Here is a 26571-nt window from a genome sequence, read left to right on the forward strand (position 1 = left end):
TTTGCATAAGATAATTATTAATATAATATTTACGCTCTATCGATTAATTGTCAAACTATTTTAGTAAAGAGGTATATAACAATGGAGAAAGATTTAAAATCAATGTCGAACGAAGAGTTGTGGGCTTTGTTTCCAATTATTTTAAAAGAACACAACCCCGAGTATGCTCGATGGTATTTGGAAGAGAAATTGAATATCATGCGTATTGTTAAAGAAGAGAACATAGAGAGAATAAACCATATAGGCAGTACGTCAGTTCAAGGTTTAGTGGCAAAACCTACGATTGATATATTGCTTGAAATACGAAAACGATGCGATTCTAACTTTTTAATTCATTTATTAGAGAATAATGAGTATATCTTTTTTCCTCAGCCAGATAATCCACCTCCACATATGATGTTTATGAAGGGATACACATTAAAAGGATTTGCAGAAAGAGTATTTCATCTTCACGTCAGATATTTGGGAGATTGGAACGAATTATATTTTCGTGATTATCTTTTGACACACGCAAATGTAGCAGAAAAGTATGGGAGATTGAAAGAAAGATTAAAGAAGGAATACGAACACGATAGAGATAAATATACTGAAGCTAAAACCGAATTTATTATGCACTACACTAATATTGCTAGTAAATTATATGCAGGTCGGTATGACTTAGAAGGCAAATGTTGTGGAAGATAGATATGATAAGAAAATTTAGCATAAAAGATTTAGATAGAGTTATGGAAATATGGCTTAGTGGTAATGTCCAAGCTCATCCTTTTATTCCTAAAGAGTATTGGGCCCAAAATTTTAATGGGGTTAGACTCATTTTTCCTATGGCCGATGTCTATGTATATGAAGATGAAAATGGCGTGCAGGGGTTTATAGGCGTTGATCAAGGATATATAGCGGGAATATTTGTCTTCGAGTCTGAACAGTCGAAAGGTATTGGATCAAAGTTGATAGATAAAGTTAAATCTATATATGATTCTTTACGCTTGAATGTATATGAAAAAAACAGAAGGGCTATCAGTTTCTACTTACGCGAAGGTTTTATTGTGAAAGAGGAACTTGTCGATGAAAATACAGGTATGGTTGAGTTCTCTATGATATGGAAAAAGTAGATATTTACATGTCTAGAGAAATCCAATATCGTTGTGTAATTCTTGTCTCTTCATTTATTTCATTTTCAAGTATTCCGCCATTTTTTATGATCGTTTTAGCTGAAGCGATGTTTTGCTTGTCACATGTAAGTAGTGCTTTTGTAATCCCCAAATTTCGAGTTATAGGAAGTGCCAAGGCTAGCATATGAGTTGCAAAACCATTACCACGAAAAAAAGGACGTATACCGTAACCGATATGCCCTCCTGTACGTAATAATGCTTCGTTCAGATAATGTCTAATGTTGATTGCACCGATTATTACCCCATCAGTATTTATAAGAAAAAAGGTACTGGAAGGAACCAGATGAGGGGGAGGAGTTTTTTCATTTTTTTGAGTTTCCTCTACCCATGATTTATAATCTTTTCCCATCAGCCGAGCTGCCCAGGGAATAATCTCTTCATCATTCTTTTGCCATTCCCTTGCGAAATCTAAATATTCTTTTTTTATATGCAAAGAGGGTTTAATCAGTTGTAGCTGCATTCCCATTCAGTATTCCTCTCTTATAGATACACCAAGCCTTAATTCCTCTGGTCAGTACGGCGTATAAAGATAGTTGATTTTACCACATGATTAAAGATCTGTTTGTTCTCTTTTATATGCCAATAGGGAAGGAGAGTAACAAAATAGAAAAAAGGACCTCAATTTAAATTTTGAGGCCCTTTGATATTTAGTGAAAGAAAGTTTATACAGATGGCATGAAAGGGCGTACGAAAGGTGATGTTTCTCCTCTTCTCATAAAGTGACCTGAAGGACCTTCACCTAGAAATTCAGAGAACCATGATTCATGCTCAATTTCTTCTTGTAAAATGGCTTGAGCTAAAGCATAGGTGCGGTGGTCTTTTCCTGCTGTCATATTACAAATGTGAGTATATCCCCGAACGGCGCAACGTTCGGCTTCCACTAATACTTTTAAAATTGCTTTTACATCTGTTGAGTCTTCCGGTAATCTGGCTGGGGGACATGCCGAAATGTCATGGAATGCTTTCATATCGTCGGGAAGTTTACCTCCAAGTTCATAAATACGAGGAACGAGAGCTTCAAAATGATTTCTGTCTTCAATACGAGCAGTCTCAGCAATCTCTTTTATCCCTTCGCCTTCCAGACCAATAAGGTTCGCCCTCAAAATTGTGTAATAGTAGAATGTAGTGAGTTCCGCAGCTGCATTTGATATTAAAAGCTGAAGAAGTTGGTCGACATTGATCCCTGCTTTTTCTACCATTTCTCTTGCAACTTTTGCCACGTGACTCGCCTCCTTTTACTATTTCTTGATAGAGCTTTTATACTCTTTGGAAGTCGGCACGTTTAAGTTTAAACTTTTTGTTTTATTCTGACAACTATTCGAGGTGAATGATCCTTGAACATATAGCCCTTAAAAGAGCTTTGTCGTGAGAAATGAAAAGAATAGTCACGTTTCTTTTGTATGCATCTTCTGCAATCATGTGTGCGACTTTGGCTTGGACTGAAGGATCAAGACGAGATGTAGGTTCATCAGCTACAAGAAAAAGGGGGGAGAAAAGCATTGCTCTAAGAAGGGCAAATCTTTGAAGTTCTCCACCAGAAAGCTGACATGGATATCTATCGAGAAGTTTTTCTGAAAGTGATGCCTTTTTCATTCCTTCATGTAGAGAATCCCACCAATGTTGTTCCGAAGAAAAGACTGCGTGTTTTCCCCATTTATAAAAGTCTCTAAAAACAGTTTGCATCTTTAGATGAGAGGGAAAAGATGAACCTGGATCTTGGTGAATTTTTTGAAAGAGGGGACGAAGTCTTTTTTTCTCTTTATGAGATAGAGTAGATATGTTTTCACCTTTCCATAATACATTTCCTTCATCGGGGGAGATAATGTCGAGTAACAAATTCCCGAGAGTCGTTTTTCCTTTTCCTGATAACCCCCATAAACCTACAATCTCTCCTCTGTATAAAGAGAGAGATAAATTAGAAAAAAGAGTAACACGAGTGTTGTTTTTCCTTGTAAAAATCTTAGAGAGATGTTGCCCTTCTACTACGGGAATATTCCCCATATTAAAGCCACGTCCTTTCAAGCTTTTCCAGTAATTCTTCTGGAATAGGATGTAGCCCACGTTCGGGAAGGGCATCTAGCAGACCTTGCGTGTATGGATGGGTAGGAGACCCCAAGATATCTTTTGATTTTCCCTCTTCCACAAGTATTCCTCTAAAAAGGATGCCTATATTCCCTTCTATCGCAAGAGGGAGAGAAAGGTCGTGGGTAATGCAAAGAAGCGTTTTCCCGTTATTTAAAATTTCTTTTATGAGAAGGATGGCATCTTTTTTTCGTGACGAATCTAGACCTTTGGTGGGTTCATCCAATAGAATAAATTTTGCTGGAGATGCGAGTGCCATTGCCAAGAGCACTCTTTGGGCCATTCCTCCCGAAAGCTTATGAGGTTTTTCTTTAAAAACTTGATAAGGAATGCCTAATATTGAAAGAATGTCTTTTGTTGATTCATTTGCTTGATTCCTTTTCATTCCTTTCGTATATTCAAATATCTCTCGTACTTGGTGGAAAACAGAGAGTAAGGGGTTAAGAGCAGAAAAAGGTTCTTGTGGCATAAGAAAGAGAGATTTTCCCCAGAGCTTTTGCCTTTCACTGTCTTTTAGCAGGAGAAGATTCTGCTTTTCAAAAAAAATTTTGCCCTTGGCGGTGAGCCTTTTAGGAAGTGTTCCTGCAATAGTTTGGGCGATGAGACTTTTTCCGCTCCCTGTTTCGCCTATCAGAAAAAAGACACTTTTTGAGGAAATGGAAAAAGAGACATTTTGTACGAGAGGTTTCTTTTTCTCATCAAGAATAAAAAGATGCTGTACAGAAAGAGAAGAGATCATATGTGATATCCTCCTGTACAATTACGATTTTTCCCGTCCCCAAGAAGAAGAAAGGCAAAGACAAAAAGAAAAATGACTGTTCCTGGTAAAAAAACAACTTGTGGAGCTGTTCTCATGTACGACATTCCTTCAGATATCATGGCTCCTAATTCTGGTTCTGGTGGTGCCATCCCAATTCCTAAAAAACCTAAAGAAGATATTTCTAGAATAGTCTTTCCCCATGCAAGAGCAGCCATTACACCAATGGTAGGAACAAGTTTTGGAAATACGTATTTCCCTAAAAGAATAGGGGTTGGAAACCCTGCTATTTGAGCGGCTTCAACGTAAGGGCTTCCTAAAATTCCCTTAAGTAGGTTGCGTACCATTCGAAAATATTGAGGCCATCCTGTAAAGATAAGAGCAATGACAACTGCGCAAGGTCCTCCTTGAGTAAGAGCGCTTAATACAATTGCCAAGACAATTCCAGGGAAAGCCATAACAATGTCTGTAAATATTAAAAGCCCCTTTTCAATATTTGATTTTTTGTATGCTGCGAGAGAACCGAGAGATAGCCCTATAAATAAAGACCCCAAGACACATATAGCAGACAAAAGAATAGAATTGAAAGCCCCTTTTGCGATGCGAGCACCAAGGTCTCTTCCCAAATGATCCGTTCCTAAAATATGAGATTTAGACGAAGATTCCAACGTATGTAAAAGATTTTGAGCAAAAGGATTCGAATTTCTTAAAAAGAGAAACACTAAACCCAAAATTAGGACAATGAGAATCAGGATCGCTCCTTTTTGTTTTCTTGTCATAGAATGAACCCCTCTGATAACCAATCTGTTAATGTGTTTACCGTAACATAAATCCAGCCTAACAATAATCCAGCACCTTGAATAACAAGAATATCTCCAGAACGGAGAGCGTCTAAAAGTAAACTTCCTAAACCAGGCCAGGCAAAAAGCGTTTCAATAACCACAACGCCGTCAAGAAGACCTGCCGCTTGTAATCCTACGTAAGTTACGATGGGAACAGAAGCATTGAGAAGACCATGAGGGAAGAAGAGGTTCTTTCCACAAAGTCCTTTGTGTTGTGCGAATTTATAATGCTCAGTTTGGCAGGCTTGCTGAATGGATGACGCTATGACTCGTGATGAAGTTGCTGCAAGGCCGATGGCAAGTGTAATAGCAGGCAATACCATGTGGGAAAAAGAAGAAAAACCGGCGACAGGAAAAAAGTGAAAATTGACAGCCAACAAGAGTATAAGAAAGGCTCCTCTGACAAAAGAAGGGAAGGAAACAAGAACACTCGATGCCAAAGAAGAGAGGATATCAACGTAATGGCCAGGGTGACGTCCACAATAGATTCCGAGAGGAAAGGCAAATAAGAAAGACAAGAGTAACGAAAATCCTGCTAAAAGGGTTGTACGTTTGAAAGAGCGTAACAGCATAGGGAAAATTTCTTCGCCTCCTACAAGAGAATGCCCCCATCTCCCCTGAATGACTGAAAAAAGCCAGGCCTTGTAGCGAATAAAGGGATGTTTCTCTAGTCCTTCGCTAGTACGAACATATTCAACAGCAGAAGCTGTTGCACCGTCTAGACCATAACGAGCCATAGCGACATCAAGAGCTCGGTCTCCGGGAGCGAATTCCACTGCAAGAAAGCACAGAGTACTCACTCCCAGAGCAACTATTACCATACGAAAAAAGTATGTCCGAGCGAAAAATATTATTTTGCCCATTCTACCCCTTCTGGATAAGGCCTTACTTCTGAAGGATCAAGAGAGACTCCTTGAATCCTATGATTAACCGTAACATGGTTGTCATACCACGCTATTGGAATAGCGGGGAGCTCTTCTTGTAGAATGCTTGTCATAGTTTTCCGTAACGAAACTTGTCTTTCAGTTTCGAATGTTTCTATGTACGTTTTAACTGCTTCATCAAATGTTGTTGAATTCCAGTTGATAGCTCCCCATCCACCTCGCCCTTTCTCAGGGCCGAAGTCTGAGGTTAATGTACCTATAGGATCGGCAACAAAACCAAAATTTCTAGCAATGAAAGCAGATTCAAGTGTTCCGTTTTTGTTTCCTTCGGGAACCATTCCCGATTTTTCAACTCTGATTTTTACAATAATTCCCTCATTCCGAAGTGCTTGCTGAATGACCTCTACAATAACAGGAAGGTCTGGACGGCTTGAATACGTTAATATTTCAAAAACAAACGGTTGTCCATTTTTAGTTAGAATTTTTTGTTTTCCTTCAGGAAGCCAGCCTTCTTCTTTAAGTATCTTACGTCCTTTTTCAGGATCGTAATTTAAGGGCGTCAGTTTGGGATTATGCCAAGCAGAAACAGTTGGAAAAAGTTGAGTTGCACCTGATTTGTTGTTTTTTAATAGTGCTTTTGCGATGCCTTCCCTATCGATGAGATACGAAAGGGCATGGCGCAAACGGCTACTTGAGAAAAAGGGGAGTTTAGCATTCACTGTGAGAAGACGAACGCGAGGTAAGGGGTCACTTATAACTGTAAGATTTTTATTTTCTCGAAGCCGCAAAGCTGCATCAGCAGGAATGTCTACAACAATATCTCCTTCTCCTGATTCCGCAAGGAGAACTCGAGTTTCAGGATTAGGAACGGCGAAATATCGGGCATGAGAGATTGATGCGTTGTCTCCCCAATAATCATTAAAGCTTTCGAAGTCAATAACTTTCCCTTCCTGAAAAGATGTCAAGCGATAAAATCCTGTTCCTACCACTTTTACAACTTTACCTTCTTTGTCGAAAGAGGAAGGAGCGCAAATAGCTGAAGCATAATGAACAAGGTACGCAGGTAGAGCAGAAAAAGGACGTTCTGTTGTTACTATAACGTTCATTCCTTCTCCTGAAAAACTTTGAATAGGCGTTCCTTTAAAGAGGCTGCCTTTGGCGAGAGTCCGATTTAATGAAGCGGCAGCAACTTCTCCTGTAAGCGGAGTTCCATCATGAAAAATAACTCCTTTACGAAGTTCGAAAACCCATATAAGCCCATCTTCAGAAACTTTCCATGTTGTAGCAAGACGAGGTTCAATCCCACCTTTTTTATCAGATGTTACAAGAGTTTCAAGACATCCCATACGGGTAAAAACAAATCCTGAAACAACAGGATCTATTGTAGAAGCTTCCCATGCAGAAACAATAGTAAGTGGTTGCCCTTGAGCGCTTGAAGCCGGAGATCCAGAAAAAAATAACAACATAAAGATAAAACAAAAAATTAAGCAAATATTTCTTCTCATATATATTACCCTCCCTATATTTTGGCTGATAAAACAAAAAATTTGTTTTTATACTCATAAGGATTTTCAGAGAAAAGATGATCATATCTTTTGATTTGGGAAAAACCAGCTTGCTTTAATAGGGAAATGCCATTTTCTACAGAGAGACCAAGAAAAAATGGAAGCTGCTCTCTTATTTCAGAATAAGCTTCTTTGAATTTCATAGTGACGGGCTCTTCCTTTGCAAGATAAAGTCGGGGCTCCCACAAACCATCTGCTATAACAAGTTGTCCATGTGGCTTCAAGAGCTTTTTCCAGGAGGTAAGAGCTTGCAACGGATTTGGAAGGGTCCATAAGAGATTTCGACAAGTTATTCCATCGAATAGATTGGGAAAATAAGGCGGTTCCTCTGCATTCCCAAGAAAGAATTCAACGGAGAGATTCTGTTTTTTAGCTTCATTTTTTGCGAAGCTTACCATCTCTGGAGAGAGATCCATGCCTATAACTTTATGACCTTTTTGGGCAAATCCGATAGCAAGAAATCCTGTTCCAGAACCCATATCAAGAAGATCAAGAGGTTGCTTCCCTTTGAAAGGAGTAAGAAAAATATCATGCCATTGATGATGTTTTGAGCATGCGTTGTCGTATACCTTAGATCGCCAACTCCAGTATGATGCTATTTTTTCAGAAGTTTTTTCTTGAGATTTAAATATATTCATGAGGTCCTCCAAAGATGAGGTAGTTATTGTCTTGTAATGGTAGCACATTTTTTGTTTTTTGTGTTACCATTGTTCTTGTATATACCCAAGCGGGTATTTGTGGTATAGTCGTTTAAAGTAAGGAGGGATTATATGAAACGTCAAAATATACGTAAGACTTTGCTAGTTATTTTTATTCTCTCTCTTCCTATAACAATGTTCTACCTTTCACCTCTACTCACTTTGCAGGGGGCATTGAGGGGTATTGTGACCTCAAGTCTTCTTTTTGTGGTTATTTCAGCTATTATTGCTTTTTTTGCAGGGCGGATTTTTTGTGGATGGATTTGTCCCGGTGGGGCAGTACAAGAAGTTCTTTTTCCTGCAAACGATCGTAGAGTAGTTGGTGGCAAATATGATTTCATTAAATATGGCATAGCTATGATCTGGCTTGCTATTCTTATGTTCTTATTTGTAAAAGCCGGGGGAATAATGGCTATTAAACCATTATATGGTATAGAAGGAGGGTTTTCTCTCAGAACATCTACATCATATCTAATGTTTTATATTGCCATGGGGGCTATCGTTATATTGTCTCTTCTTATAGGGAGAAGACCTTTTTGTCATTATGGCTGTTTACTTGCCCCTTTTATGATTGCTGGAAAGTGGGCAGCCACAAAAACAAAAATGCCTCACTTACATCTTGAGGCAGATTCGTCTAAATGTATTGATTGCAAATTATGCACAAAAAGTTGTCCCATGAGCTTGGATGTCAATGCCATGGTTCGCTCAGAAAACATGTATTCCCATGAGTGTATTTCTTGCGGCGCATGCGTAGACATTTGCCCTAGAAAAGTTATTTCATATTCTTTTTCTAAGGCAGGAAAACAAGCATAAATGCTAATTGCTTTTATGTTTTTTTTCTAGATCTAAAAGAAACGATTTTATTTCCAGACCGCCTCCGTATCCAACTAACTTGCCGTTTGCACCGATAACTCGATGGCAAGGAATAAAGATGGGAATAGGATTCCGATTATTAGCGAGTCCTACAGCTCGTGAAGCTTTTTTATTTCCGATGCTTTCGGCAATTTGTTGATAACTACGTGTTTCTCCATAAGGTATGTGGCAAAGGCTCTCCCATACATTTTTCATAAAGTCTGTACCAGTCGGAGCAAGAGGAATATCAAATTCTTTGAGTTCTCCTAAGAAATAGTTGTGTAATTGTTCTCCTGCTTTTTTAAGTAACTTTGTTTCGTGAAAAGGTGCCCCTTCAGGAATTTCTTTTTCGAAATAGAGGTTTGTAATTGCGCCTTCGTTTTCAGCGATTGCGATTTTTCCAAGTGGGGTATGATAAAAGAATATATTTTTCATATTTCACGTCCTTTCTTTAGCCACATAGCAACTTCTACTGTTCTTTTTGCCTGATGAAAGATGGCATCTTTAACATCTTCAACCATTCCTAATTTTGAGCTTTGAGTAACGGATGTTCCATATGGGTTTCCTCCAGCCTTGAAAATAGAGCTGTCTGTATAGCCAGGTGGAACGATTATAGCTCCCCAGTGCATCATTGATATATACAGATTTTTTATGGTTGCTTCTTGTCCTCCGTGTGGGTTTTGAGCAGAAGACATGGCACTCACAACTTTGTTTGCAAGTTTTCCCTGAGCCCATAATTCTCCCTGGAGATCTATAAATTGTTTCATCTGTGCAGCAACGTTACCAAAGCGAGTAGGAGTGCTGAAAATTATTACATCAGCCCAGTCTACATCTTCTGAAGAGGCTACTTTAACGTTTTTTGTTACCTCTACATGTGCTTTCCATGCGTGATTTTCGGAGATTACCGATTCAGGAGCAAGCTCTTGTACCTTGCGTATGCGAACATCGGCGCCTGCCATTTCTGCAGCTTCGGCTGCCCAGGTAGCCATTTGATAGTTTGTTCCCGTCATACTGTAATAAATGATGGCACATTTTACCTTCTCCATACGTTATACCTCCTTTTTTATAAAACAATTTTCTTTATTTTACCCTAATACTTTCTATAGTGTACTATGATAAAAAGCTCAATGTGAAACAGTATTGGGAGGCGAAAGAATGCGGCTTCAGAAAGAACGAGAAATGATCGTGGAATATTGTCAAAAAATGGTTACGGCTAGGTTAACTACAGGAACTGGCGGGAATATGAGTTTTTATAATAGAGAAACGGGAGAGGTTGCAATTACACCTACTGGTGTTGATTATTTTGAAATGAAAGCAGAAGACGTCCTCATTATGGATATAGACGAAAATATTATAGAAGGAACTCGAAAACCATCTAGTGAGACGGCAATGCATATGACTCTTTACAAAAAAAGAAAGGATATTAATGCTATAGTCCATACTCATTCTGTTTTTGCGACAACTATAGCGTGTCTACGTTGGGAGTTGCCAGCAGTACATTATCTAGTAGGATTTTCAGGGAACAAAGTTCCCTTGGCACCGTATGCTACCTATGGAACTTCAGAATTGGCTCGTAATGTAGCTGAAAGTATTGGTCATTATAATGCCGTTCTTATGGAAAATCATGGATTATTAGCTGTTGGTTCTTCCATACCACAGGCTTTTGGAACGGCAGAAGAAATAGAGTTGGTAGCTGAAATCTATTACAGAACTAAATGTATTGGTAATCCTGTGATTCTATCAGATGAAGAAATGGAGAAGATTGTTCTTAAATTCAAAGGCTATGGTCGACAATAGGATAAAGAGAGGGCCCGATGAAAAGGGCCCTCTCTTGTCGTCTTAGAGAATGCGTAAATTAAATTCGTTTACGATATCTTCTAAGACACGTATGCCAGTGACAGAGTTCCCTTTTGAGTCAAGGGGGGGACCTACTACTGCGATTCCTCCGCGATGAGGTACAGTAGCAAGAATGACTCCGCTTACACCGCTTTTAGCAGGTACTCCTACGCGAACGGCAAACTCTCCAGAAGCATTGTACATACCGCATGTAGCCATAAGAGATCTCAAAATTTTACACGTTTTATCAGAAAGAACGTGTTTCTTAGTTTTGGGGTTAATTCCTCCAGAGGCAATTGTAGCTCCCATTATCGCGAGATCTTCAGTGGTAGCTTCTATGCTGCATTCTCTAAAATACACATCTAGAATGTCTTCTATATTGCCTTTTAATGTTCCTACACTTTTCATAAAGAAGGCAAGTGATCTGTTACGATCCCCTGTCGCTTTTTCAGACAGAAATGTCTTCTCATTAATTTTTAAATTGTAGTTTCCTGTCATTTCCCGAGAGAGATTAAGGATAGCTTCAAAACACTCCTTAGCACTTTCATAGGGCAATATTGATACGATTACTATTGCTCCAGCATTGATTAAAGGGTTATGAGGAATATGTGGATAGTCTATTTCAAGACGTACTATAGAGTTAAAAGAATCGGCGATGGGATTCATCCCTACATGAGAAAAAACAGTTTCTTCTCCAAGAAGCTCTAATGCTAGGGCTAAAGAAAGAAGTTTAGAGACAGATTGCATGGAAAAACGAAAGTCTCTATCTCCTGCACTAAATATATCCCCTTCGAGATTTGAAACAGATACGCCGAGTATCTTTGGATCTGCCTTTGCCAGATCTGGAATATATCGAGCGACTTTTCCTTGTGTGTATAATGGTCTGCATTTGTCTATAATTTCGGTTAATCTTTCTCTCATTTCTTATTTCCCCTCCTATCAAACCAAACGCTATCGCTAAGGGTAGCGGGCAAAAAGCAGAGGAAGATTACTTCGATTCGGGGTTCCTATATACTGGTTCTACATTAGGGTGCAGCTTTAACTGATTTTCGTAATCTTTGAGAACTTTAACAACAATACCGGACAAAAGAAGTATACCGATGAGGTTTAACAAGGCCATCAACCCATTAAAGAAGTCGGCAAGCTCCCATACGAAAGGAACGGAACTAACAGCTCCAAATATAATCATACCTAATACAGCGATTCTATACACTAAAAGTATGGAGCTTTTTTGCGCATTAGGGAAAAGATACATGAGGTTGCTTTCTCCATAGTAGTAGTTTCCGAGGATGGTTGTCCATGCGAAAAAAGTTAACGCTATAGCTATAAATGTCGGTCCCCACGTACCCAATGTTGTTTTTAAAGAGAGTTGAGTTAATTCAACTCCTGTTTTCCCACTGCCAAGTTGTCCAGAAATGAGAATTAAAGAGGCTGTAACCGTACAAATGATAATAGTATCAGTGAAGACGCCGAACATGGCTATAAATCCCTGTCGGGCTGGATGTTTGACGTCTGCTGTTGCATGAGCGTTAGGAGTGGATCCCATACCAGCTTCGTTAGAAAATAGCCCTCGAGCCATTCCATATCGGAATGCTTTCGCAACGGTATGTCCTAAAACACCTCCTGCTACTTGTTTGGCACCAAAAGCACTCTTGAAAATATCTGCTATGATCGTGGGGAGTTCATGTATATTTAATACAACAACGATAATGGCAATAATAATGTAAATAGCGGCCATGAAGGGAACAGTAATTTCCGCTACGTGGGCTATCCTTTTTAGGCCACCGAAAATAACGGCAGCAGTAACAGCTGCAACAATAATCCCAAGGTAAAGTTCTGTATTGCCTCCGTTGGTGTTTGGGAAAAATGCACCTCGTATTCCTGCGACAATAGAGTTGCATTGTACAGCATTAAAGATAAAGGGCATGGCGACAATAATACTTATGGCAAACAATATTCCCATCCATCGTTGTCCAAGGCCTTTTTCGAGATAGTAAGCAGGGCCGCCACGATATGTTCCATCGTCGTTTTTTACCCTGAAAAGCTGGGCAAGAACGGCTTCTCCGAATATTGTTGCCATTCCTAAAAGAGCAGTAACCCACATCCAGAATACGGCACCAGGTCCACCAGATGCGAGAGCTGTTGCTACTCCAGCGATATTTCCTGTTCCTACTTGTGCGGCTAAACCCGTACATAAAGCCTGAAAGGAAGTAATGCCCCCTGTTTCAGACTTACGACTTCCAAAAAGGACTTTGAATGTATGTCCAAAGCGGCGAAATTGAGGTAAGCCAAGTCTGATGCTGTAAAAAATACCTGTACCCAAGAGGAGCCATGTCATGAGTTTCCCCCATAGGATTCCATTAGCAAACTTCACAATATCCATGAGCAATACTAAACACCTCCAAATATATTTGTTGATTAGATTTAAATTACCCTCCTTTGTTTGAAATAAAGCTGCTTAATATAAATAAAATAAAAAATAATGTTTAAATTGCTTTTATTTCTGCATAGTATCATTTTAAAAGTTGTAATACAATAAAAATACTATTTAATAAATAAATTTTAAGAAAAAAGAATGATAAAAATAATGGCGCCTTTTTAGATAATGCAAAAGAGTTTTCATTGACAGTAAGATAAGAATGAAATACTCTTGCTACGCATAACAGAATATTGAGACAATATGGTTGAAGTTGAATAGGAAGGGACGGTTTGTAAAACATAGAAAGGATGTGTTTACTTATGAGAAGAAAGTTATGTGTCATTCTTTCAGTGGCGATCGTTCTTGTTTTAACAGCATCTGTTGCTTTTGCAGCATATCCGACACGTAGTGTCACTGTTGTATGCCCTTGGGGAGCAGGTGGCGGTACTGATCGATTAACGCGATTTATGGCTTCTCAACTGGAGTTGGCATATGGTAAACCTTTTACTGTTGTTAACAAAACAGGGGGGAATGGCGCTGTAGGACACTCTGCTGGAGCCTATGCTAAGCCCGATGGGTACACTATTACTATGGTGACCCTTGAATTGGCGACGATGCATTGGATGGGGCTAACAGAGTTGAACTATGCAGATTTTGACTACGTTATTCAGCTTAATCAAGATCCAGCGGGTGTTACTGTAAAGGCAGATGCCCCTTGGGCTAATCTACACGATCTTCTTAACGATATAAAGAGTAAGCCCGGTACCTTTAAATTCTCAGGAACTGCAGCTGGCGGAGTTTGGGATCTTGCTCGTATAGGCATGCTTGATAAGGCAGGTCTTGATGTTAAATCCGTAGATTGGATTCCTACAAAAGGAGCGGCGCCTTCCATTATCGAACTCTTAGGGGGCCATGTTGATGTGGTGACGTGCAGCCTTCCAGAGGCAGCTTCTCAAATAGCAGCCAAGGAAGTACGTCCTCTGGCTATTATGGATGATGAAAGAGCAGCTAATTATCCTGATGTTCCTACACTAAAAGAGCAGGGTGTGGATTGGTCTTTAGGCACGTGGAGGGGATTTGCCGTTCCGAAGGGAACTCCCAAGGAAATTATTGATGATCTATATATGGCGCTTAAGAAAATTGTTGAATCAGAAGAATATAAGAGCTTTATGGAGAAAAATGGCTTTGGAGTAAAAGTAAGAGATTCTGCGGCTTTTGCAGAATTTGTTAAACAGCAAGACGCAGACCTCAAACGAGTAATGGAACTCGGAGGCTATCTCAAGTAGCACCTAAATATTTGAGGAGGGGGAGGTTTTTTTATGCAGCGAAAAGTAAAAATATGCTTTGGCATTTTGTTAATTATAGTGGCTATTTTAGTTATTTCTATAAGTTACACCTTCCCCTCTTCTGTTTCAGGCGGAAAAAGGATTCCTGGACCAGGATTTTTCCCTACTCTTTTAGGTGTTATTCTCTTCTTGGGAGGTTTGTATCAATTTGGGGAAGCCAAGAGAATAACAGATTCAAACAAGACTCCCTTCAAATGGAGCTGGGGCAGTCTTAACATTGTTATTATAGTTGCAGCCTTGATCGTTTATGGCTTGTTAATGGGAGTGCTGGGATACGTTATTTCTACATTGCTTTTTTCTATTTTGCTCATGGTGAGAATGAAGGCGAGCTGGATTTCAGGAATTACGGTTTCTGTAGTTGTGACTATTTTTATAGTTTTGATTTTCGGTCAGGTTTTTAGAATTCAATTGCCCATGGGAGTTTTAGGGTTGCCTTGGTAGGAGGCGGGAATAATGAGTACGTTACTATCAGTTTTTAAACCTAGCATTTTGGTTCCGTGGCTTCTTTCTATGGCTTTTGGCGTTTTGGTTGGAGGAACTCCGGGTCTTACTGCAACCATGGCTGTGGCTCTTATTGTTCCTGTAAGTTACTACCTTCCTCCCTTGGCTGGATTAGCTATGATTATTGGAGTTTCCTTCACAGCTATTTTTACCGGCGATATTCCTGCGACTCTTTTGAGAATACCAGGGACTCCTGCATCAGGTGCCGCTGTTTTGGATGGATATGAACTTTCCAAGCAGGGAAGGGGAATGGAAGCTCTTTCTTTAGATCTTGTCTGTTCTTCTTTGGGGGGCACTATTGGTGTTTTGGTTCTTATTCTAGTGGCACCTCCATTGGCTCGTTTTGCTCTTAAATTTACTCATTTTCAATATTTCTGGCTTGGAGTTTTCGGCCTTAGCATGAGTGCTGCTTTAAGTACTGGTAATTCTGTAAATGGTGTTATTTCTGCAGCATTGGGATTGCTTGTTTCTACCGTAGGTATCGATATTACAACAGGGTTTCCCCGCTTTACGTTTGGCAGTATGGAACTCATGGGAGGTATTAGTTTTATTCCGGCTATGGTTGGCCTTTTTGGACTTTCGGAAGTGCTGAAAAATGTTACTAATATTGAACTTCTCAAAAAAAGCAGCATAGGTCGTCCAGAAAAAATATCACTTTTACAGACGATGAAAACAGTGATGAAATATAAAATGGTTCTTTTTAAATCGGCTTTAATTGGGACATTTGTAGGAGCTCTTCCTGGTGCTGGTGCTGATATAGCAGCGTGGGTTGCATATGGAATGGAGAAAAAAACATCAAAGGAACCGGAAAAGTTTGGAAAAGGGGCGATTGGTGGAATTATTGCTCCTACGAGTGCTAATAATGCGGCTCTTGGTGGAACGTGGATTCCCGCGTTAGTCTTTGGTGTTCCAGGAGATTCTATTACTGCGATTGTTCTAGGAGCTATGTTGATGTATGGACTGAGGCCTGGTCCTCTTATTTTTCAGGAGAATTTAGACCTTGTGCATGGAATTTTTTCTATCGCTTTTATTTCGCAATTATTGCTCATTCCTGTAGGTCTTATTGGAATAAAGGTGTATGGTGCTATATTGAGGCTCCCAAGAAATATTGTTATGGTCATAGTTTTAATTTTCTCTGTCATAGGATCTTATGCTATACGAAATAGTTTTTTTGATATTTACATTATGGTTATTTTTGGTGTTACTGGCTTTTTCTTTGAATACATGGATATTCCTCTTGCACCTATGATTTTAGGTATAATTTTAGGACCAATGATTGAAGACAATCTTCGTGTCGGTTTGCTTAAAAGCCATGGAAGCTTACTTCCATTTATAGCTGATCCCATCTGTTTTTCCCTTATAATATTAATTCTTTTCGTCTTTTTTGGACATCGTTTTATAGCACTTCTTAAATCCTTTAAAAAAAGTTAATAGCTCCAGAGGAGACTTCAGCAACGTAAAAACGACAAATTTTTACAATAAGTATCCTGTTTAAAATTGCATTTTGTAAATGAATGTGATTAATTTATTATTGTGAAGTTACTTGTTTAAATAATTAGAAATAAAGTGAACATGTTTTATGTCTTTAGATCGGGAGGTAAAAATGGTTGAGCCTGTTCAGAAACTGAAGTTATTCGAGAGTGTTTTGAAACAACTTATAGAAACAATTAAGCGGGGGGACTATTTACCTGGAGAAAAGTTGCCGCGTGAAGTTGATTTGGCAAAACAGTTAAACGTCAGCCGAAATTGTGTTCGTGAAGCCCTTAAAACTTTAACGTGGTTTGGGGTTATTGAAGCAGTGTCAGGACAAGGAACGTTTGTGTGTGCTAATGCAATTCGTCGTATAGAAAATACGGAACTTTTACGCCAGTTTAATGATGATTCTTCTTTGATGGACTTGTTAGAAGTACGATTGTTATTAGAAGCCCAGACGGCTTTCTTGGCAGCACAAAAGGCAACGCCTGACGATATTGAAGAGCTTAAACAGATTGTAGACAAGGAAAATGCTCTCTTGAAAGATGAAAAAGATTTGTTGGTGCGAGATCTCGATACCCCAACAAAATTTCACTCGACAGTATTGAGGATAGCTCGTAATGAACTTTTAGTTCGCTTGTTAAATTCCATTAGTGGAGAAATTGATACTCAACGGCAAAAGTATTTAAGAATTCCTATTGAACAATGGGCGCAAATGATGAAAAATCACGAGCTAATCTTGAAATATATTATCGAGAAAAATCCGCGTAAAGCTAGTGATGCTATGTTCAGAGATGTTTTAAATGGAATTGTTATCTTAGGAATGGACGAAGAAAATAAACTGGGATTGCGTGAAAGTTACGAACAACTACTATCTAGTATGGAGGATGCCTAGAAAGCTATTAAAGTATAGTTTGAGTAGAAGAATTTAATATAAATATAAAGAGCTGGACTTCTGAACAGGAGCCCAGCTCTTTATATTTTATACATTATACGTTTATTGAATTAACTTTTTTTATTGACAAATAACCTCTTTAAGTCTATAAGTAGGACATATAGACTTAGGTGGAGGTGGTACTTTTGAAGATAAATAGTATTTTTTCTTTCATGGATTTTTACATTGAAAAAATATTGAAAATGTCTTTGTATCTTCTTTTTTTGGCAACAGCTGTTCTCATCGTTGTCCAAGTTTTACTTCGTTATGTTTTTTGTGCCCCTTTAATGGGAACTGAAGAAATTCTCGTTTTTCCAACCATTTGGCTTTACTTTTTGGGGGCTGTTAACGCTTCAAGAGACGAAAGTCACATTACGGCCAAAGTGTTAGAAGTCTTTATTAAGAAAAAGAGTTCGTTGTATCTGGAAAGAACAATAATGTCGATTTTGTCTTTAGCCGTTGTTTTATGGCTGACATATTGGGCGTGGGATTATTTTCTGTATTCTTTCAAAGCATGGAAGTTAAGTGCCTCTTTATATATCCCCATGTTTTTTGCTGAAAGTGCCTTTTTGGTAGGACTTGTTCTCATGTCTGTTTATACGTTTGTCGAATTACTTAAAAACATAAAGCAATTTCGTTTCAATAGAGAAGAGGAGGCTGTTTCATCATGCTAGACGTTGTTCTTTTAGCAATGATTGTTCTCGTTGTTTTGCTTGTTTTAGGTGTTCCTCTTCCTTACTGTTTTGGTGGAAGCCTGCTGACCATGACTGCTTTAGGCGGAGTTACCATGAAAGGTATGATGATGTGGGGGTTCAATCAGTTGGCAAACCCCGTTTTACTTTGTATTCCTCTGTTTATTCTTGCAGGTAACTTAATGAGTGAAAGTGGAATAGCAAGAAGCCTTTTAGACTTTGTGAATGTTTTTGTAGGAAGAGTTAAAGGTGCTTTGGGAGTAGTTGCTGTCATAACATGTGCGATTATAGGCGCCATATCTGGAAGTGGTTTTACTGGTGTAGCCGCAACTGGTCCCATTCTTATCCCTCGGATGGTCGAAGAAGGATATCCTAGAGGATATGCAACTGCATTAATTACAGTTTCATCTATTCTGGGGCTTCTTATTCCTCCCAGTGTCATAATGATAATTTATGGCTGGGTTACAGAAACGTCCATTTTAGCCTGTTTTTTAGCTACGATAGGTCCAGGACTATTGATAATGTGTCTGTTTTCTATTCTTAACTTGGTTTATGCACATCGCTTGCCCAACCTAACATTAGTTAAGAAGCTCCCTAAAGGTCAGAGACGAAAAGTTGCACTTAGAAAGACTTGGAAAGCTCTTCCTGCATTAATGATGCCTGTCATTATACTCGGTGGAATTTATGGTGGTGTCTTTACTCCAACAGAAGCTGCTGCTGTCTCAGTAATCTACTCTCTTCCCGTGGGGTTTGGTGTCTATAAGGGATTGACTAAAAACAAATTGAAAGAGTCTATTGTTGATTCTGCTACTTCCGTAGGGGCCATTATGTCTATGATTGTTTTTTGTCTGATGTTAAGTCAAACGTTCATCTTCTTGCGGGTTCCACAAGCGATTATAAAAATAATGTTTGGTTTAACTGAAAATAGAGTTGTGCTTCTTATTCTCATTAATTTGTTACTTTTTCTCATTGGCATGATTGTAAACGACGTAACAGGAATGGTGCTTGCTGCTCCTATGCTTTTACCTCTCGTTATAGAGTTAGGAATTTCCCCGATACAGTTTGCTGCCATTATGGGAGTTAATTTGGCTATGGGGGGTGTAACTCCTCCGTATGCAAGTCTTTTATATCTGGGAATGCGCATTGGTAAAGTTGAGTTTCTTGACATCCTGAAACCTGCAATGACTTTCCTTTGCTTGGGATATCTTCCTGTTGTCTTTCTTACGACATTTTGGCCAGATCTTTCTCTTTTCTTGCCTAAGTTAGCTGGGTATATACATTAATTCCCCTGGCTACATACATAGAGATATACAAAAAATGAAGAGGAGGTTTTTTTATGAAAAAAGGATTTTGTACTACTTTAGGAATTTTAGTCGTAATTGCTTTGACAGTAGTTGCTTTTTCTAATCCAGCGTTAGCAAGAGAAAAAAAATACCATTGGAAAATTTCTCATATGCGCCCAGAAGGTGCAACTATTGACAAGGATCTTCATTGGTTTGCAGATCAGATTTACGAAGCTTCTGATGGCAGAATAACAATTGATGTTTACCCTGCAAACCAACTTGGAGATTATACAGTAGTTCAGGAAAGAGTCAGTGTTGGTGCTATAGAGATGGCGTGTCAAAGTCTAAGCACATCAAGAAATCCTAAGCTCCAGATTCAATACATGCCGTATTTGGCGAAAGACTGGGAAGAGGCGAAGGTCGTTTTTGGAGCAGATAGCCCTGTCATTAAATCTATTCAGGATATGCTCCTCAAAGAGGATGTTGTCGGTCTTGTTAATTGGCCTGTCTATTTTGGGGGTATAGCTACTGTAAAAGCTGCTCAAGATCCTGCAACAATTGGGGCAAATAAAATGACAAAGATCAGAGTTCCTTCTATTCGTGTATTTACACTCCTGACGCGCGAATGGGGATACCAAGGAACTCCTATTCCCTGGGCTGATTTATTCACTTCCATGCAGACTGGGATTGTAGATGGGGCTATAGGCGCTGGTGCAGAAGGCTATTATTCTAATTTTAGAGATATTATTAAATACTATTATGCTGTTAATGATCACTTTGAAAACTGGTTCCTCATTATGAACAAAGATCTGTGGGAATCGCTTTCAGAAGATGACAAAAACTTGATTATGAAGTATGCAAAAGAACTGCACAATAAGAGATTTATGGAAGCGGAAAAAGAAGAGGGAAACTATATGAACATGCTTGCTGAAAGGGGTGTAGAAATAGTAAAGTTTTCTTCCGAAGAACTGGGGGCTTTTGCTGAAAATAGCAGAAGTAAAATTTGGCCACAACTCAAAGAAGATATTGGAGCAGAGCTTATAGATGGGTGTTTAAAGTACATAGAGGAGAAATAGCATCAGTTTAAGTAAGAAGGCGTGGGGAGATATGTTTTTCTCTCCACGTTCCGATGAAACGAGTTATAAGAATTAAGATCCTAGTAGAAATGAGAGGGCAAAGCACATGGATAAAGAACTTCTATCTATCTTACATCAAGAAATATCACCAGCTTTGGGATGCACTGGACCCACTTCGGTTTCCTTCGCGGCTGCAGCAGCAAAAGATGTTGTTGGAGGAACACCGCGTCGTGTTCGAATCATTATGGATAAGGACGGTTATAAAAATTCTATCGCAGTTGGCATTCCAGGGACGTCTCTTTTTGGTCTTGAAATAGCTGCTGCTTTAGGGGCTTTGGCAGGAAAATCTTCGTATGGACTTGAAGTTTTGAAAGATATTACACCAAGTGATGAGAAAAAAGCGCGAGATTTTCTTCCCTTTGTTCAAGTTGATATAAAGTGGGATCTTAAAGGCGTTGGTCTTTATAATGAAGCTTTTGTTGAAACAGAGAATGGCGTAGGTCATGTTATAGTTCGAAAAACGCACACAAATATTGTCTTTAAAGAAGTTAATAACAAAGTATTACTTGATTCCGAAAAAGATATTTCTAACCAGATAGATTACAAGAAAGATACGATAAGACAGTATACGGTTAAAGATTTTTTCAATTTTGCTAAAGATGTTTCCGCAGACGAGCTTGTTTTTCTTAAAGAAGCTATTTCGCTTAATAGTGCTTTAGCTAAAGCGGGATTTGATGGAAATATTGGCTCAAATTTTGGGCAGACTTTCAAGTCATTTGGAGAAGATAATATCCTTTTTGAAATCAAAGCTGTAACAGCTGCTGCTTCAGATGCGCGAATGGCAGGATTGAATCTTCCTGCTATGAGTTGTGCTACCAGTGGAAATGTAGGAATTTCTTCTTCGCTTCCTCTTATTGTTTTTGCAAGGAGAAAGAATATTCCAGAGGAAAAATTGCTGCGAGCTCTGGCATTGAGTTTCTTAATGGTTATTTATGTTAAAAGTCATATCGGTCGTTTATCTGCTATATGTGCTTGTTCCATAGCATCAAGTTTAGGAACGACATCAGGGATGACTCTTCTCCTTGACGGGGACTATGAAGAGGCAGAAAGGGCGATTAATAGTGTTGTAGGAAGTATCGGTGGCATCCTTTGTGATGGTGCAAAATATGGATGTGCTTTGAAATTGGCTCATGCTGCAGGAGTTGCTATCGAATCAGCGTTTATGGCAAAAGAAGGCGTTTCAATTCGCCCAGGTGATGGCCTTGTTGGTGATTCTGCAGATGAAACCATACAAGCAGTTGGGAGAATAGCTCAAGAGGGAATGATTGATACAGATGAGGTAATGGCCCGTATCATAATTGAAAGAGAAAAAGAAAGATCTCGATACTCTTAAGTTTTTTACATATATCAACAAAACATAAAAAGACTCCGGTGCTGTTCTGTTCAGCACCGGAGTCTTTTTATAATGCTCGTATTTCTTCTACAGATGCCTTTTCAAGGCCAAGTTCTTTTAAACCTATTCCTGTTTCAAAATAATTTTGCCCATTAACAATGCTTGCCAAATGAATAATACTATTAATTGTAGGTGTAGAGATTCCCAACTTTTGAGCCAGAGATGCAACAGGAACGAGAAGATATGGCACGTCTTCAGAGAGATACCGATATGTCATAGACGTAGGGGCATCTGTTCCATGTCCGCAGTAAACTACATTATTCAAAATAGTCTCTCTTAATGTCTTTCCTTCTAGATTATATAACTTTTTCATATCATCCATAGTGGATAGAAGTTTGATTCCCAGTACGTTCCCAATAAGTATCCGCTCTTTATCCATAGCTTCCATGACGCTGCATACAGCTTCTGTCATTCCATCACCATAGAATCTGAAATTTCCATTTTCAGATTCTATTCTTCCTGCATTCATAATCATAGTAGGGCAGTGGAGAATCATGTTTGTGTTATACAAGCCGATAGCTATAACGTTAGGAGCAGCTTTTAATCGAATAGGGAAAGCATGTTGTATTTGGGATATAAAAGTTTCAGTGTAGTGACCAGGTAACGCAGCTAAAGAAAGATGTTGTTTAATTCCCCATATATTGACTCTTCCAGCTGCCTCTAATCGACATGCGTAAGGCATAGTATCAGCTTCTGCCATCTCTATGGTAGCGATGTTTCCGATTTTTTTAAGGTAATTTTTAAAAACAAGTGAACCGAAATTTCCTGGCATGAGCACGAGTTTTTGGTTGTCTTCTATATAAGGGGCTATTGACTCCAAAATAGGTTTTTGAGCGAAACTCGGAGCTAAAAAATATATAATCTGAGCTCCTCGTATTGCTTCTTCAGCACATGTGGTTACTTTCGCCAGATGGCCTTTTTTATCCATTATTCCTGTTAACGTAATTGTTTTTCCTTTTTTTAAATCGGTTATTTTATCTTCTAGTTGAGGATGTTCAAAAAGCGTTACTTCAAAATTTTGAGAGGCGAGATCTCCTGCGAGAGCTTGTCCTCCATTTCCGGCTCCAAGTACAGTTATTTTAGTCACGGTTACGACCTCCATTCTAAAACTGTAGAATAAACTAAATTACAATTATAGACTATAAAATAAAACCAAGTTATAATAAACTCCTCTTTAGTTTTTTACAAAAAATATACTACCATATATGGAGGTGCTACAAATGTTGAAAATATCTAAAATTTTTATTTTAAGTGTCGCCATATCTTTGATGGTTGCGGCTCCTTCCATAGCAGCGCAATCTGTTATGGATAGCGATGTAATTCGTGTGGGAACAGAAGCAACATATCCTCCCTTTGAGTACAGAAATGAAAAAAATGAAATTACAGGCTATGACATTGACGTTGTTAAGGCTCTTGGAGCTCATTTAGGGAAAAAAGTTGAACTTGTAGATATGGCTTTTGACGGTCTTATTCCTGCCTTACTTACAGGTAAAATAGATATGATAGCTGCTGGAATGACAAACACGGAAGAACGCAGAAAAAAAGTTGATTTTTCAGATGTTTATTATGAAATAGAAAATGCTTTCGTTACAAAGGCCGATGATGCATCCATATCAAAGATAGAGGACTTTACCGGTAAAGTAGCTACAGTTCAGATAGGAACTGCCCAAGATACATTTATTACAAATACGAAACTTCCCAAAGAAATAAAACGTTTTCAAAAAAATGATGATGCCTTGAGAGAAGTCTTATTAGAGCGTGCTGATTTTTGCGTTGTAAATCTTACCGTTGCCAATGCATATCTTCGAAATAATGAAGTGTTTGGTGGAAAGTTGAAAATTGCCTTCCGTAACTTTATCCATAAACAGGGAGAAGGCATAGCTTTGGCTATTCCCAAAGGAGATGTACATCTTAAGGAAGCTATTAATGAAGCTATGGATGAAATGAAAAAAAGTGGAAAGCTTTTGGAGCTTAAGAAAAAATACCAAATGGACTAAGGAGAAGTGGATAAAATGGCTCGGTTGTTGTGTCAGTCCCAGATTGAAAAAATGATTACAATGCACGATGTGGTAGAAATAATTGACAAAACATACAAAGGAATGGGAGAGGGAACAGTTATCAATCCAACAAAAGGAACATTGGATTTAGGAGAAAGTTCCCCATATCCCCCTTATCATGCAGATATTAACTCTATGCCTGCATATGTGGGATGGGTGGATACGGCTGGCATTAAATGGGCAGGTGGTTGGATGGATAACCCCAAGCAGGGGTTACCTTATGTAAGTGCCATTATAGTTTTAGTTAACCCCAGAAATGGTGTCTTTACTGGAGTTCTTGATGGTACATTAATTACGAACATGAGAACTGGAGCCCAGACAGCTGTTGCTTTGAAATATCTTTATCCTGGACAACGCTCTTTGACAGTAGGGCTTTTTGGAGCAGGTGTCCAAGGGCGTACTCAAATAGCTGCTATTTCAGAAGTTTTTAATATAGACGAATTGAAGATATATGATGTTATGCCTGAAGCGGCTAAATTATTTGCAAAAGAGATGGCTAATAAGGTGGCTGGGAAAATTACAATTTGTACTCAGCCCCAAGAAGCTGCGCAGGGTAATGCTGTCATAACGGTGACTCATGCAAAAGATGGTTTCTTTAAAAAATCATGGTTTGAACCCGGAACGGTGCTTTTCCCCATGGGATCCTATAAAGAGTGTGATGATGAAGCTCTTCTGGCTGCTGATTTTATCGTTGTAGATCATGTGGCGCAATGTTTTCACCGTGGCGCATTAAAAGATTTAGCTGAAGCAGGTAAAGTCTCTCAAGAAAATATTACTGCAACGTTAGGTGAATTGGCGGTAGGAGCGAGACATATTTCTACCTCATCATCTTCGCGTATTCTTTGTGTTCCTATAGGAACGGGGGCTATGGATGTTGCTGTAGCTTCTGTTGTCTTGCAGAAGGCGGAAAAAGAAGGAGTAGGAGAGACATTTGATTTCGCTATATAATTTATTCGATTAGGTTTTTATTATTTTGCTCAGGTGATATAATCCTCTCTATGTTTTCTTGAAAGGAGGTTAGTCACGATGAGCAAAGCACAAGAGATTGTAGATAAAATTGAAGAGACAGGAAAAGATCCCAACGTTTCAAACGCTGTGATTGATGGACTCCTTAATGAAATGGTTACTCTTTTGAACAAAGAGCCGGAAGCATGGGATCTTTGTACTGATAGAGTCCGATTTTTGCTTAATGAACGTTTTTGTTATACGGGCCCTTCTTCTTTTGGGTCATATCGTTAAATTTGATAGCTTTTGACAGCCCTCGAAAGAGGGCTGCTTTTTATACTGAGAAATGAAACTTGGAATATATTCTGGTCTTAAAGGCTTACTAAACAAGAAACCTTGAATAATGGTTTTCCCTTCGTCTATATGAAGAGCTTCTAGTTGGGCGTTGGATTCGACCCCCTCTATTACAATATAGTTTGCTATACTTCCGGCAAGTTGGATAAGGGAATTTGCGAATTTTTTGTTTCTTGAAGAGTCAGCGATATCCGTAATAATTGAGCGATCAATTTTGATTCCGTCAAAATGAAATTTTCTTAAAAAATCAATAGAAGATCTGCCTTTACCAAAATCATCCAAATAGACCCTCATTCCCATAAATTGAGCTTGCTTTATAAATTTCTCTAAAAAGCCACAATGATCTTGTAAGATTTTTTCAGTAACTTCAAGGTCTACTATGGATGTTGGTATTGATGCGTTTGAAAGTTCACGTTGCAACTTAGTAAAAAAGTAGTAATCGCTGTATATTTGAACAGGAGAAATATTTATAGAGAGTCGAAGATTTATTCCTTTGTTTCTCCACTTTGTAGCTTGTAGACAAACTTCTTTTATAACCCAGTCTCCTAAATTTGTAATATTGCCAGAGCTTTCAGCTAAGGGAATAAACAACATAGGAGCAATAATTTTCCCATCTTCTCTTTTCCACCTGAGAAGAGCTTCAACTCCCACAATATTGTTGTTTTTCATATCAACTTGTGGCTGATATTCCAAAAAAAGTTCTCCTCTATCTGCTGCATAATGAAGGTCTCGTTTTAGTTTAGTGTAATTTTTCTGGTGATCTCTTACAGTGCCCGTGTAAAAAGCAGCATTAACGTGACTCTCAGAAATTCGGGCCCACTGTAGAGCTATATTTGCACTTTCAATTATATCTGACGCTTTAATCCCATCTTTAGGATACGAGCTAATGCCAATGCTAGCGGTTACTTCAAATATTTCGTGATCAATAGTAATGGGATGGGTAAAGAAGTTTTTCATATCCTTAAGAAGTTTATGATATTGTCTTGTTTTTAAAGACGTTGGAGTAATAATTGCAAATTTATTATGGTCAATCGTAAAAAAAGTGTCTTTTTCCGTAAGAAAGCTTTGTATTGCCCAAGAAGCTTCTTTATAAACTTTACCACCAGTAAAGTATCCCCATCCTTCGTTTAAGGTTCGAAACATGTCAAGACTTAATAGGGTGAAGACGACAGATTCATTTTGCGACATTATTCTTTCCAGTGTTTCTTGGAGGATTGATTCATTCGGCATGTATCTTCCCTCTTTGCTAATTTTACATTTTTTACTTTTAGTATTGAATTCCCTGAATAAAAATGTAAAAGTGATGTGCTTTTATGTGTCTTAAGACCTAATATCCTATCTTAAAGACCTTGA

Annotated in this window: 29 protein-coding genes; 15 read left to right on the plus strand and 14 right to left on the minus strand. The window is 38.6% G+C overall.

The genetic code is table 11. The features are described 5' to 3' along the window. Window positions 1–81 precede the first annotated feature (81 nt). Together ACZ5GY_RS01790 and ACZ5GY_RS01795 are read left to right on the plus strand one after the other, a co-directional pair. A complete protein-coding gene (locus tag ACZ5GY_RS01790; protein WP_213695557.1) occupies window positions 82–684 on the plus strand; it encodes a GrpB family protein in 603 nt (200 codons plus the stop codon). Between the two features lie 2 nt (window positions 685–686). Next, the gene (locus ACZ5GY_RS01795; protein ID WP_213695558.1) at window positions 687–1109 is read left to right on the plus strand and encodes a GNAT family N-acetyltransferase; all 423 of its coding nucleotides are present in this window, start codon (window positions 687–689) and stop codon (window positions 1107–1109) included. Window positions 1110–1113: 4 nt separating this feature from the next. On the opposite strand, the gene ACZ5GY_RS01800 is transcribed toward ACZ5GY_RS01795, so the two are convergent. The 8 genes from ACZ5GY_RS01800 to ACZ5GY_RS01835 form a co-directional block, all read right to left on the minus strand. Beyond that, window positions 1114–1635: a GNAT family N-acetyltransferase gene (locus tag ACZ5GY_RS01800; RefSeq protein ID WP_213695559.1), complete on the minus strand. Its 522-nt coding sequence runs from the start codon at window positions 1633–1635 to the stop codon at window positions 1114–1116. Between the two features lie 196 nt (window positions 1636–1831). Further along, complete coding sequence (dps, locus tag ACZ5GY_RS01805; RefSeq protein ID WP_213699831.1) at window positions 1832–2389, minus strand: DNA protection during starvation protein; 558 nt, start codon at window positions 2387–2389, stop codon at window positions 1832–1834. Between the two features lie 94 nt (window positions 2390–2483). Further along, entirely contained in the window at window positions 2484–3170 is a 687-nt protein-coding gene (locus tag ACZ5GY_RS01810) for an ATP-binding cassette domain-containing protein (RefSeq protein WP_213691212.1), read from the minus strand. A 1-nt stretch (window position 3171) separates the two neighbouring features. Next, the gene (locus ACZ5GY_RS01815; protein WP_213691213.1) at window positions 3172–3990 is read right to left on the minus strand and encodes an ATP-binding cassette domain-containing protein; all 819 of its coding nucleotides are present in this window, start codon (window positions 3988–3990) and stop codon (window positions 3172–3174) included. Continuing rightward, complete coding sequence (locus ACZ5GY_RS01820; protein ID WP_213695562.1) at window positions 3987–4787, minus strand: ABC transporter permease; 801 nt, start codon at window positions 4785–4787, stop codon at window positions 3987–3989. Before ACZ5GY_RS01820 ends, ACZ5GY_RS01815 begins: the two co-directional genes overlap by 4 nt. After that, window positions 4784–5671 carry an ABC transporter permease gene (locus ACZ5GY_RS01825; protein ID WP_464111939.1) on the minus strand — a complete coding sequence of 296 codons (888 nt, stop codon included), beginning with the start codon at window positions 5669–5671 and terminating at the stop codon, window positions 4784–4786. The genes ACZ5GY_RS01820 and ACZ5GY_RS01825 overlap by 4 nt, the downstream gene beginning before the upstream one ends. 29 nt (window positions 5672–5700) lie before the next feature. Then, window positions 5701–7239 carry an ABC transporter substrate-binding protein gene (locus ACZ5GY_RS01830; protein WP_464111940.1) on the minus strand — a complete coding sequence of 513 codons (1539 nt, stop codon included), beginning with the start codon at window positions 7237–7239 and terminating at the stop codon, window positions 5701–5703. 14 nt (window positions 7240–7253) lie between these two features. Continuing rightward, window positions 7254–7937 (minus strand): class I SAM-dependent methyltransferase, encoded by a 684-nt coding sequence (locus ACZ5GY_RS01835; protein WP_213699833.1) that lies wholly within the window; start codon window positions 7935–7937, stop codon window positions 7254–7256. 132 nt (window positions 7938–8069) lie between these two features. Here ACZ5GY_RS01835 and ACZ5GY_RS01840 point away from each other — a divergent pair, with 132 nt between their 5' ends. Continuing rightward, entirely contained in the window at window positions 8070–8810 is a 741-nt protein-coding gene (locus tag ACZ5GY_RS01840) for a 4Fe-4S binding protein (RefSeq protein WP_213691218.1), read from the plus strand. A 3-nt stretch (window positions 8811–8813) separates the two neighbouring features. On the opposite strand, the gene ACZ5GY_RS01845 is transcribed toward ACZ5GY_RS01840, so the two are convergent. Both ACZ5GY_RS01845 and wrbA read right to left on the minus strand, forming a co-directional pair. Then, on the minus strand, window positions 8814–9284 hold the full coding sequence (locus ACZ5GY_RS01845; protein ID WP_464111941.1) for a methylated-DNA--[protein]-cysteine S-methyltransferase: 471 nt from the start codon (window positions 9282–9284) through the stop codon (window positions 8814–8816). Next, window positions 9281–9895 carry an NAD(P)H:quinone oxidoreductase gene (wrbA, locus tag ACZ5GY_RS01850; protein WP_213699834.1) on the minus strand — a complete coding sequence of 205 codons (615 nt, stop codon included), beginning with the start codon at window positions 9893–9895 and terminating at the stop codon, window positions 9281–9283. The genes ACZ5GY_RS01845 and wrbA overlap by 4 nt, the downstream gene beginning before the upstream one ends. 109 nt (window positions 9896–10004) lie before the next feature. Here wrbA and ACZ5GY_RS01855 point away from each other — a divergent pair, with 109 nt between their 5' ends. Further along, window positions 10005–10646 carry an L-fuculose-phosphate aldolase gene (locus ACZ5GY_RS01855; RefSeq protein ID WP_213691221.1) on the plus strand — a complete coding sequence of 214 codons (642 nt, stop codon included), beginning with the start codon at window positions 10005–10007 and terminating at the stop codon, window positions 10644–10646. Window positions 10647–10688: 42 nt separating this feature from the next. On the opposite strand, the gene glsA is transcribed toward ACZ5GY_RS01855, so the two are convergent. Both glsA and ACZ5GY_RS01865 read right to left on the minus strand, forming a co-directional pair. Continuing rightward, complete coding sequence (gene glsA, locus ACZ5GY_RS01860; protein ID WP_213691222.1) at window positions 10689–11606, minus strand: glutaminase A; 918 nt, start codon at window positions 11604–11606, stop codon at window positions 10689–10691. A 67-nt stretch (window positions 11607–11673) separates the two neighbouring features. Beyond that, window positions 11674–13068: an amino acid carrier protein gene (locus tag ACZ5GY_RS01865; RefSeq protein ID WP_213691253.1), complete on the minus strand. Its 1395-nt coding sequence runs from the start codon at window positions 13066–13068 to the stop codon at window positions 11674–11676. Window positions 13069–13424: 356 nt separating this feature from the next. Here ACZ5GY_RS01865 and ACZ5GY_RS01870 point away from each other — a divergent pair, with 356 nt between their 5' ends. From ACZ5GY_RS01870 to ACZ5GY_RS01905, 8 genes are all read left to right on the plus strand, one after another. Beyond that, entirely contained in the window at window positions 13425–14390 is a 966-nt protein-coding gene (locus tag ACZ5GY_RS01870; RefSeq protein ID WP_213695565.1) for a tripartite tricarboxylate transporter substrate binding protein, read from the plus strand. 33 nt (window positions 14391–14423) lie between these two features. After that, window positions 14424–14891, plus strand: coding sequence for a tripartite tricarboxylate transporter TctB family protein (locus tag ACZ5GY_RS01875; protein WP_213691224.1), 468 nt, complete (start codon window positions 14424–14426; stop codon window positions 14889–14891). 12 nt (window positions 14892–14903) lie between these two features. Then, window positions 14904–16382: a tripartite tricarboxylate transporter permease gene (locus ACZ5GY_RS01880; RefSeq protein ID WP_213691225.1), complete on the plus strand. Its 1479-nt coding sequence runs from the start codon at window positions 14904–14906 to the stop codon at window positions 16380–16382. A gap of 172 nt (window positions 16383–16554) precedes the next feature. Beyond that, window positions 16555–17319 (plus strand): FadR/GntR family transcriptional regulator, encoded by a 765-nt coding sequence (locus ACZ5GY_RS01885; protein ID WP_213691226.1) that lies wholly within the window; start codon window positions 16555–16557, stop codon window positions 17317–17319. Between the two features lie 185 nt (window positions 17320–17504). Beyond that, entirely contained in the window at window positions 17505–18032 is a 528-nt protein-coding gene (locus ACZ5GY_RS01890; protein ID WP_307879524.1) for a TRAP transporter small permease, read from the plus strand. After that, window positions 18026–19333, plus strand: a complete 1308-nt coding sequence (locus tag ACZ5GY_RS01895; protein WP_213695566.1) for a TRAP transporter large permease — start codon at window positions 18026–18028, stop codon at window positions 19331–19333. The genes ACZ5GY_RS01890 and ACZ5GY_RS01895 overlap by 7 nt, the downstream gene beginning before the upstream one ends. A 53-nt stretch (window positions 19334–19386) precedes the next feature. Then, window positions 19387–20409: a TRAP transporter substrate-binding protein DctP gene (dctP, locus tag ACZ5GY_RS01900; protein ID WP_213691228.1), complete on the plus strand. Its 1023-nt coding sequence runs from the start codon at window positions 19387–19389 to the stop codon at window positions 20407–20409. A 106-nt stretch (window positions 20410–20515) separates the two neighbouring features. Further along, complete coding sequence (locus tag ACZ5GY_RS01905; protein ID WP_213691229.1) at window positions 20516–21802, plus strand: L-cysteine desulfidase family protein; 1287 nt, start codon at window positions 20516–20518, stop codon at window positions 21800–21802. A gap of 67 nt (window positions 21803–21869) precedes the next feature. Here ACZ5GY_RS01905 and ACZ5GY_RS01910 read toward each other — a convergent pair whose 3' ends face one another. Further along, window positions 21870–22949, minus strand: coding sequence for an NAD/NADP octopine/nopaline dehydrogenase family protein (locus tag ACZ5GY_RS01910; protein ID WP_213695567.1), 1080 nt, complete (start codon window positions 22947–22949; stop codon window positions 21870–21872). A 133-nt stretch (window positions 22950–23082) separates the two neighbouring features. Here ACZ5GY_RS01910 and ACZ5GY_RS01915 point away from each other — a divergent pair, with 133 nt between their 5' ends. The 3 genes from ACZ5GY_RS01915 to ACZ5GY_RS01925 all read left to right on the plus strand — a co-directional run bounded on the left by ACZ5GY_RS01915 (window position 23083) and on the right by ACZ5GY_RS01925 (window position 25158). Further along, window positions 23083–23859 carry a transporter substrate-binding domain-containing protein gene (locus ACZ5GY_RS01915; RefSeq protein ID WP_213691231.1) on the plus strand — a complete coding sequence of 259 codons (777 nt, stop codon included), beginning with the start codon at window positions 23083–23085 and terminating at the stop codon, window positions 23857–23859. Between the two features lie 15 nt (window positions 23860–23874). Beyond that, window positions 23875–24867, plus strand: a complete 993-nt coding sequence (locus ACZ5GY_RS01920; RefSeq protein ID WP_213691232.1) for an ornithine cyclodeaminase family protein — start codon at window positions 23875–23877, stop codon at window positions 24865–24867. A gap of 78 nt (window positions 24868–24945) precedes the next feature. After that, window positions 24946–25158, plus strand: coding sequence for a hypothetical protein (locus ACZ5GY_RS01925; RefSeq protein ID WP_213691233.1), 213 nt, complete (start codon window positions 24946–24948; stop codon window positions 25156–25158). Here ACZ5GY_RS01925 and ACZ5GY_RS01930 read toward each other — a convergent pair. After that, window positions 25147–26448: a GGDEF domain-containing phosphodiesterase gene (locus ACZ5GY_RS01930; protein ID WP_213695568.1), complete on the minus strand. Its 1302-nt coding sequence runs from the start codon at window positions 26446–26448 to the stop codon at window positions 25147–25149. The two genes, ACZ5GY_RS01925 and ACZ5GY_RS01930, sit on opposite strands and share 12 nt — an antisense overlap. Window positions 26449–26571 lie beyond the last annotated feature (123 nt).

The sequence above is a fragment of the Aminobacterium thunnarium genome, from assembly GCF_055390565.1.